Annotated in this window: 5 protein-coding genes and 2 pseudogenes; 1 reads left to right on the forward strand and 6 read right to left on the reverse strand. The window is 69.8% G+C overall.

What is annotated here, in order from left to right:
• The 6 genes and pseudogenes from B0E53_RS39870 to B0E53_RS32420 all read right to left on the reverse strand — a co-directional run.
• A pseudogene (locus B0E53_RS39870) lies at positions 1-189 on the reverse strand (bifunctional 3'-5' exonuclease/DNA polymerase); the annotation flags it as partial.
• Between the two features lie 33 nt (positions 190-222).
• The gene (locus B0E53_RS32400) at positions 223-1,026 is read right to left on the reverse strand and encodes a carbohydrate ABC transporter permease (RefSeq protein ID WP_348639684.1); all 804 of its coding nucleotides are present in this window, start codon (positions 1,024-1,026) and stop codon (positions 223-225) included.
• A gap of 160 nt (positions 1,027-1,186) precedes the next feature.
• Positions 1,187-2,128: a sugar ABC transporter permease gene (locus B0E53_RS32405; protein WP_107079446.1), complete on the reverse strand. Its 942-nt coding sequence runs from the start codon at positions 2,126-2,128 to the stop codon at positions 1,187-1,189.
• 22 nt (positions 2,129-2,150) lie between these two features.
• Positions 2,151-3,563: an N-acetylglucosamine/diacetylchitobiose ABC transporter substrate-binding protein gene (gene ngcE, locus B0E53_RS32410; protein WP_107079447.1), complete on the reverse strand. Its 1,413-nt coding sequence runs from the start codon at positions 3,561-3,563 to the stop codon at positions 2,151-2,153.
• A gap of 24 nt (positions 3,564-3,587) precedes the next feature.
• Positions 3,588-4,337: an SIS domain-containing protein gene (locus tag B0E53_RS32415; protein ID WP_107079448.1), complete on the reverse strand. Its 750-nt coding sequence runs from the start codon at positions 4,335-4,337 to the stop codon at positions 3,588-3,590.
• Positions 4,334-5,299 carry a MurR/RpiR family transcriptional regulator gene (locus B0E53_RS32420; protein WP_107079449.1) on the reverse strand — a complete coding sequence of 322 codons (966 nt, stop codon included), beginning with the start codon at positions 5,297-5,299 and terminating at the stop codon, positions 4,334-4,336. The genes B0E53_RS32415 and B0E53_RS32420 overlap by 4 nt, the downstream gene beginning before the upstream one ends.
• Before the next feature lie 153 nt (positions 5,300-5,452).
• Here B0E53_RS32420 and B0E53_RS32425 point away from each other — a divergent pair.
• Positions 5,453-5,684: pseudogene (locus B0E53_RS32425) on the forward strand (ATPase); the annotation flags it as partial.

Raw genomic sequence — 5,684 nt, forward strand, 5'->3', positions numbered from 1 at the left:
GGTGGCCCAGACCCAGCGGGGCCGGTCGGCGGCCTCCCGGGCGGCCACCGCGGCGGCCAGGTCGGCCACCGGCTCGGCCGGGCCGGCCGGGCGACCGGCCGGGTCGAGCGGTTGCAGCACTCCCCCGCCCCGCTCGTCCGACTCCATCGCCACCAGCACGGACGCGATTCTGCCCGGCCCCTCCGACAGATGCCGAAGGGACCGGGCAGCGGGTAGCGGGAGTTACTTGCCGACGCCGGCCGTGAGCCCGGACTGCACCTGGCGCTGGAAGACGATGTACACGATCAGCACCGGCAGCATCGCCATGGTGACCCCGGCGAAGAGGCCGGACCAGTCGGACTTGTAGCCCTGGTTGACCGACAGCTCGATCAGCCCCTGGGCGATCACCTGGTGCTTCGGCTCACCGGACACCGACTGCATGAGCAGGGTCGGCAGGTACCACTGGTTCCACTGGCCGAGCACGTTGAAGATGCCGATGCTGATCAGGCCGGGCTTGGCCATCGGCAGCATGACGCTGAAGAACGTCCGGGTGTGCGAGGCGCCGTCGACCTGGGCCGCCTCGGCGATCGTGTCGGGCAGCGTCCGGAAGAACGAGTGCATGAAGAAGATCGTGAAGGACAGCGACCAGGCCACGTAGACCAGGATCAGCATGACGTGCTTGTTCGGGCCGAGCAGCGGCAGGCTGACGCCGGTGTTGTAGACGCCCTTGAACAGCGGCACCGCGGCCAGGTAGATCGGCAGGGTGAGCCCGGAGAGGAACATGTAGTAGATCAGCCGGTTGCCGGGGAACTCGTAACGCGCCAGGGCGTACGCGGCCATCGAGCCGAGCAGCATGGTCAGCGTGACGCTGCCGAGCAGCACCAGGAGGGTGTTCAGGAAGAACGACCCGAGGTGCCCGGCCGTCCAGGCCCGGAGGAAGTTGTCGAAGTGCAGCTTGTCGGGGATCAACGACAGCGGCTCCCGGATGACCTCCGAGTCGCTCTTGAGCGCCGACATCACCACCCAGAGCAGCGGGTAGATGACCATCAGGGCCCACACCACGAGGAACAGGTGGGAGAAGCCGTTGAAGATCCGGGCACCCCACCTGGGCCGGTGCGCGTCCCGGCCCGCGGGCGCGGTGCGGGGCGGGGTGGCCTGGCCGGCCCGGTCGAGACCGTGCGTCGCCGTGCTCATCGTCGCGCCTCCTTCAGAACTCGATACGGTCACGGCGGGTGATCCTCAGCTGCACCGCGGCGAGCAGGATCGTGAAGATGGCCAGCGCGACACCCATCGCGCAGGCGTAGCCGAACTGGCCCTTCTGGAACGCGGTGAAGTTGAGCACCGACGCGAAGATCTCACTGGCGTGGTTCGGGCCGCCCTGGCTCGGCGTCATGACGAACACCAGGGCGTACATGTCCAGGGCGATGAAGCCCAGGTAGACCCAGGCGACCGAGATGGTGTCCCGGAGCAGCGGCAGGGTGACCCGGAAGAACGTGTGGAACCGGCCCGCACCGTCGAGGATCGCCGCCTCGTAGATGTCCTTCGGGATCGACTGCATGGCCGCGGAGAAGAGCACCATGTAGAAGCCGGCGCCGCTCCACACCGCGATGAGCAGCAGCCACCAGAGCACCGCGGGGATGCCGAGGAACGGCTCCGGGTCGGCGGTGAAGGCGATCGGGTTGTCCGCGTCGACCAGCCCGATCTTGATGAGCAGGCCGTTGATCAGGCCCTGGCTGTCGCTCCGGTAGATCTGCTGCCACATGACGGCGATGACCACCAGCGACAGCACCTGCGGGAAGAAGAAGATGACCTTGTAGAGGGCGGAGCCGAAGACCCCGCGGATGCCGGCCCTGTCCTCGCGTCCGCCCACGTTGAGCAGGAACGCGAGGAACAGGGCCAGCGCGATGGTGAACAGCGGCACGGTGACCAGGAAGAAGACGTTGTGCCAGAACGCCTTCCGGATCAGCTCGTCGGAGAACAGCCGGACGTAGTTGTCCAGCCCGACGAAGCGCTGGGAATCCGAATACCCGCCCCAGTCGGTCAGCGAGTATCCCGCCGCCTGCGCGAACGGCCACACCACGTAGAACAGGTACAGCGCGACGGGCAGGGCCAGGAAGCCCGTGACGAAACGCGCGACTCCGTGCCGCATTGGACTCACTCTCTCCGTCGGATCAGGCGGTGCGGGTCTGCTTCTTGATCGACGAGTCCTTGGCGACCTTGTCGGCGGCCGCCTGCATCTTGTCGACGAACTGCTGCGCGGTGAGCCGGCCGGCCATCAGCTCCTCGGAGAGGTTCTGGCTCTCCTTGTCCAGGTCGGCGTAGAAGTCCTGGAACTTGACCGAGATCAGCTCGCTGCCGCCGTTCTTCATCAGGGTGTTGGCGCTGGAGAGCGCGGTGTCCTGCACGTTGTCGCCGGAGCCCTTGGTGGAGGCCAGCGACTTGGTCAGCTCGGCGAACTTGGCCGAACCCGCCTTCGACAGGATCGCCCGCAGGAACTCCTTCGCGGCCTCCTTGTTCGGGGCCTTGCTCGGCACGACGAAGCCCTCGCCGGACGCCGCGAACACGTCCTTCGGCGCCTTGTCGTCGGCGTTGTGCCAGTAGTCGGACAGGGTCAGCTCGAAGCCCGGCGGGATGGTGGCCGACATCTCGTTCTTCAGCCACGTGCCGACCTGGATGAACGCCGCCTTGCCGTCGAGCCAGGCCTGCTGCGACTGGGTGTGGTCGAGCTTGCCGGGCAGGAGCAGCTTGTCCTTGACCAGCTTCTCCCACGGCTCCAGCGCCTTGAGCACGCCGTCGGCCTTCCAGGCGTTCTCCTTCAGGTTGTCGATGTCGACGACGACCTGCTTGCCGGCGGTCTTCCAGATGCTCGCCATGAGCGCCCAGCGCGGGTAGTAGCCGTGCACGGCGTCGTGCACGTACGGCGCCATGCCCTTGGCCTTGATCTTCGGGGCCAGCGCGAAGAACTCGTCCCAGGTGGTCGGCGCCTGCCAACCCTCCTTCTTGAACAGCGCCGCGTTGTACCAGTTGCCCCACACCGTGTACGCCACGTTCACGACGTAGAACTTGCCGTTCTGGGTGCCGTCGCCGACCGTGCCCGGCAGCAGGGAGTCGGCGACGGTGCCCTCGCTGTCCCAGGCGGGCGCGGTGAGCAGGTCGTCGAGCGGCTCGATGGCGCCCTCGTTGATCAGCGTGCTGCGGTCCATCATGTCGGCGCCCGAGTTCATGACCAGGTCACTCGGCTGCGTCGCCATCTTCGGCTGCTCTTCGGTCTTGATCTTCTGGGTCGAAGACATGTTGACCGTGACGTTCGGGTGCTTGGCGCTGAAGATGACCTTGTCTTCCTTGGCCCACTGGTCGCCCAGGCCGCCGTTGAAGATGACCACCTTGACGGCACTGCCGTCCTTCACACCGAACGGGTTGTCCTTGCTCTTGGCCGCGCCGCCGTTGTCGGACTTCTCCGGCTCACTGCCGGCGCAGGCGCTGAGCAGGCCCATCGCCGGGGTGGCGAGGAGGCCCGCCGCGGCGGCCCGCCGCAGCAGGGTCCGGCGGCTGAGGTCGCCGAGGTTCTCGGGGATAACCGACATCTTTGTCTCTCCTTGTGGGTCGGGTCAGGCGGTCCGCCGGAGGCGCCCGGCGTACCGCGACTCGAGGGCGAGGTTGTGCTCATCCCCACCGGGGACGTTGGCGGAGAGGTAGATAGGGGGTACCTCCCCGGCCTGGTGGAACCGTCGTACGACCTCGGCGGTCAGCAGCTGCGCCAGGAGCGCCGCGGTGACCGACGAGACCGCACAGACCGCGCCGCCGCCCTCGAGCGGCAGCAGTGCGTCGCCGTACGGCGCGCCGTTGTCCAGCACGACGTCGGCGAGGTCGGCGAGCCGGTGGCCGGACGGGTGCCGCGGGGCGACCCGTGCGGTGTGCTCGACCGAGGTGACCGCGATCAACGGGTGGCCCTGCTCCCGGACCAGCGTCGCCAGCTCGACCACCGAGCCGTTGATGCCGGACTGGGAGGCGACCACGAACACGTCCTCCGGCTGCGGCCCCGCCAGGGCGTAGAGCTGGTGCGCCACGGCCGGGTCGCGTTCCAGCTTGGGGTCGGCGAGCACGTCGCGGGGCGCGTCGCCGTGCAACACGAGGTCGTGCAGGGAGAGTCGGTTGGTCGGTACCAGGCCGCCGGCCCGGGCCACCAGTTCGGCGGCGAACGCCTCGGAGTGGCCGGCGCCGAACGCCTGGAGCACACCACCGGCGCGCAGGCCGCCGGCGATCACGTCGGCCGCCCGGTCGACCGCCTCCGCCTGGGTGTCGACCAGCCGGTCGAGCACCGGGCGGACGGCGTCCGCGTACCGCTGGGCACTGATCATGAGGTGGTGGCCCCCTTCTCGGCCTTGTGCCCGTCAACGGCCTGGGCGGTACGCCGGAAGGCCGCGTGGGCGCGGTCGTGGGTGCGCTGCGCCACCGCGATGTAGAGCAGGTCGAGCACGACGAGCTGGGGGTGCCGCGCGGAGAGCGCGTCGGGCCGGAACGTGGTGGCCTGGCTGGCGGTGACCAGCACGATGTCGGCCAGCTCGGCCAGCGGCGAGCGGGGGAACCCGGTCAGCGCGACGGTGGTGGCCCCCCGGCTGCCCGCCTCGGCGAGCATCTCGATGGTCTCCCGGGTCTGCCCGGTGTGCGAGATACCGAGCGCGACGTCGCCGACGCCGAGCAGCGCGGCGCTGGCCAGCCCCTCGTGCACGTCGCTCCAGGCCCAGGCGGCCACCCCGATGCGGTGCAGGCTGAACTGCATCTCCTCGCCGACCAGGGCACTGCCGCTGGCGCCGAAGATGTTCACCCGGCTGGCCCCGGCGATGGCCACCGCGGCCCGCTCCACCTCGCCGAGGTCGAGCAGCGCGGCGGTGTCGTGCATGGCCCGGGTGTCGGCGGCCATGATCTGGTCGAGCACCCGGGACAGCGGGTCGCTGGGCTGGATCTCCCGGCCGATGTCGACCGTCCAGCCCGCCGAGCGCGCCCGGCCGGTCTCCGCGGCGATGCCGAGCCGCAGGTCGGCGTAGCCCTCGAAGCCCATGGCGCGGCAGAACCGGGTGATGGTGGCCGGTGAGGTGCCGCTACGCTCGGCCAGCTCGACGATCGTGGCCCGGGCCGCCGCCTCCGGGTCGCTGAGCACGTGCTCGGCGACCCGGCGCAACGCCCCCGTCAGCTCCCCCGCCCCGGCCCGGACCCTGGCCAGCACACCGTCGGAGGAGACGGCCACCGCACCCCGCCGGTCGACCGCGTCGGCGTCGACCACCGCGGTCCCCGCGGGGGTGTCCACCTCGTGATCAACCATGGGGCGCCTTTCGGAAAAGAGTGTTAACTGTTAGTGGTAAAAGTTCTTACTGAAGGCCCCTCCGTGTCAAGGCCGTGGGCGAAGTTTTCAAACTGTTACCTGGCGCACAGCCCGGATCTTGCGCCCGGAAGCGCGGCCGACCAGCATGAAGGGATGTCGGACACCGTCGTGGTCGGCCTCGACGTCGGGGGTACGTCCACCCGCGCCGCCGCCCTCAGCCTCGACGGGGTACGCCTCGGCACCGGCCGCGCCGGCGGGGGCAACCCGACCAGCCACGGCGCCGAGCGGGCCGCCGCCGAACTCCTCGCCGCGCTGCGCGCCGCCCTCGCCGACGTCGACCCGACCCGGGTCCGAGCCGGCGTCATCGGGCTGGCCGGGGCCGGCC

This window comes from Micromonospora sp. MH33 (assembly GCF_003013775.1).
Classification (GTDB): Bacteria; Actinomycetota; Actinomycetes; order Mycobacteriales; family Micromonosporaceae; genus Micromonospora; species Micromonospora fulviviridis.

Bases quoted from the DNA above. Each gene is read 5' to 3' on its own strand.
- B0E53_RS32400 (WP_348639684.1), bottom strand. From the start codon at position 1,026: ATGGTCATCTACCCGCTGCTCTGGGTGGTGATGTCGGCGCTCAAGAGC.
- B0E53_RS32405 (WP_107079446.1), bottom strand. From the start codon at position 2,128: ATGCGGCACGGAGTCGCGCGTTTCGTCACGGGCTTCCTGGCCCTGCCC.
- ngcE (WP_107079447.1), bottom strand. From the start codon at position 3,563: ATGTCGGTTATCCCCGAGAACCTCGGCGACCTCAGCCGCCGGACCCTG.
- B0E53_RS32415 (WP_107079448.1), bottom strand. From the start codon at position 4,337: ATGATCAGTGCCCAGCGGTACGCGGACGCCGTCCGCCCGGTGCTCGAC.
- B0E53_RS32420 (WP_107079449.1), bottom strand. From the start codon at position 5,299: ATGGTTGATCACGAGGTGGACACCCCCGCGGGGACCGCGGTGGTCGAC.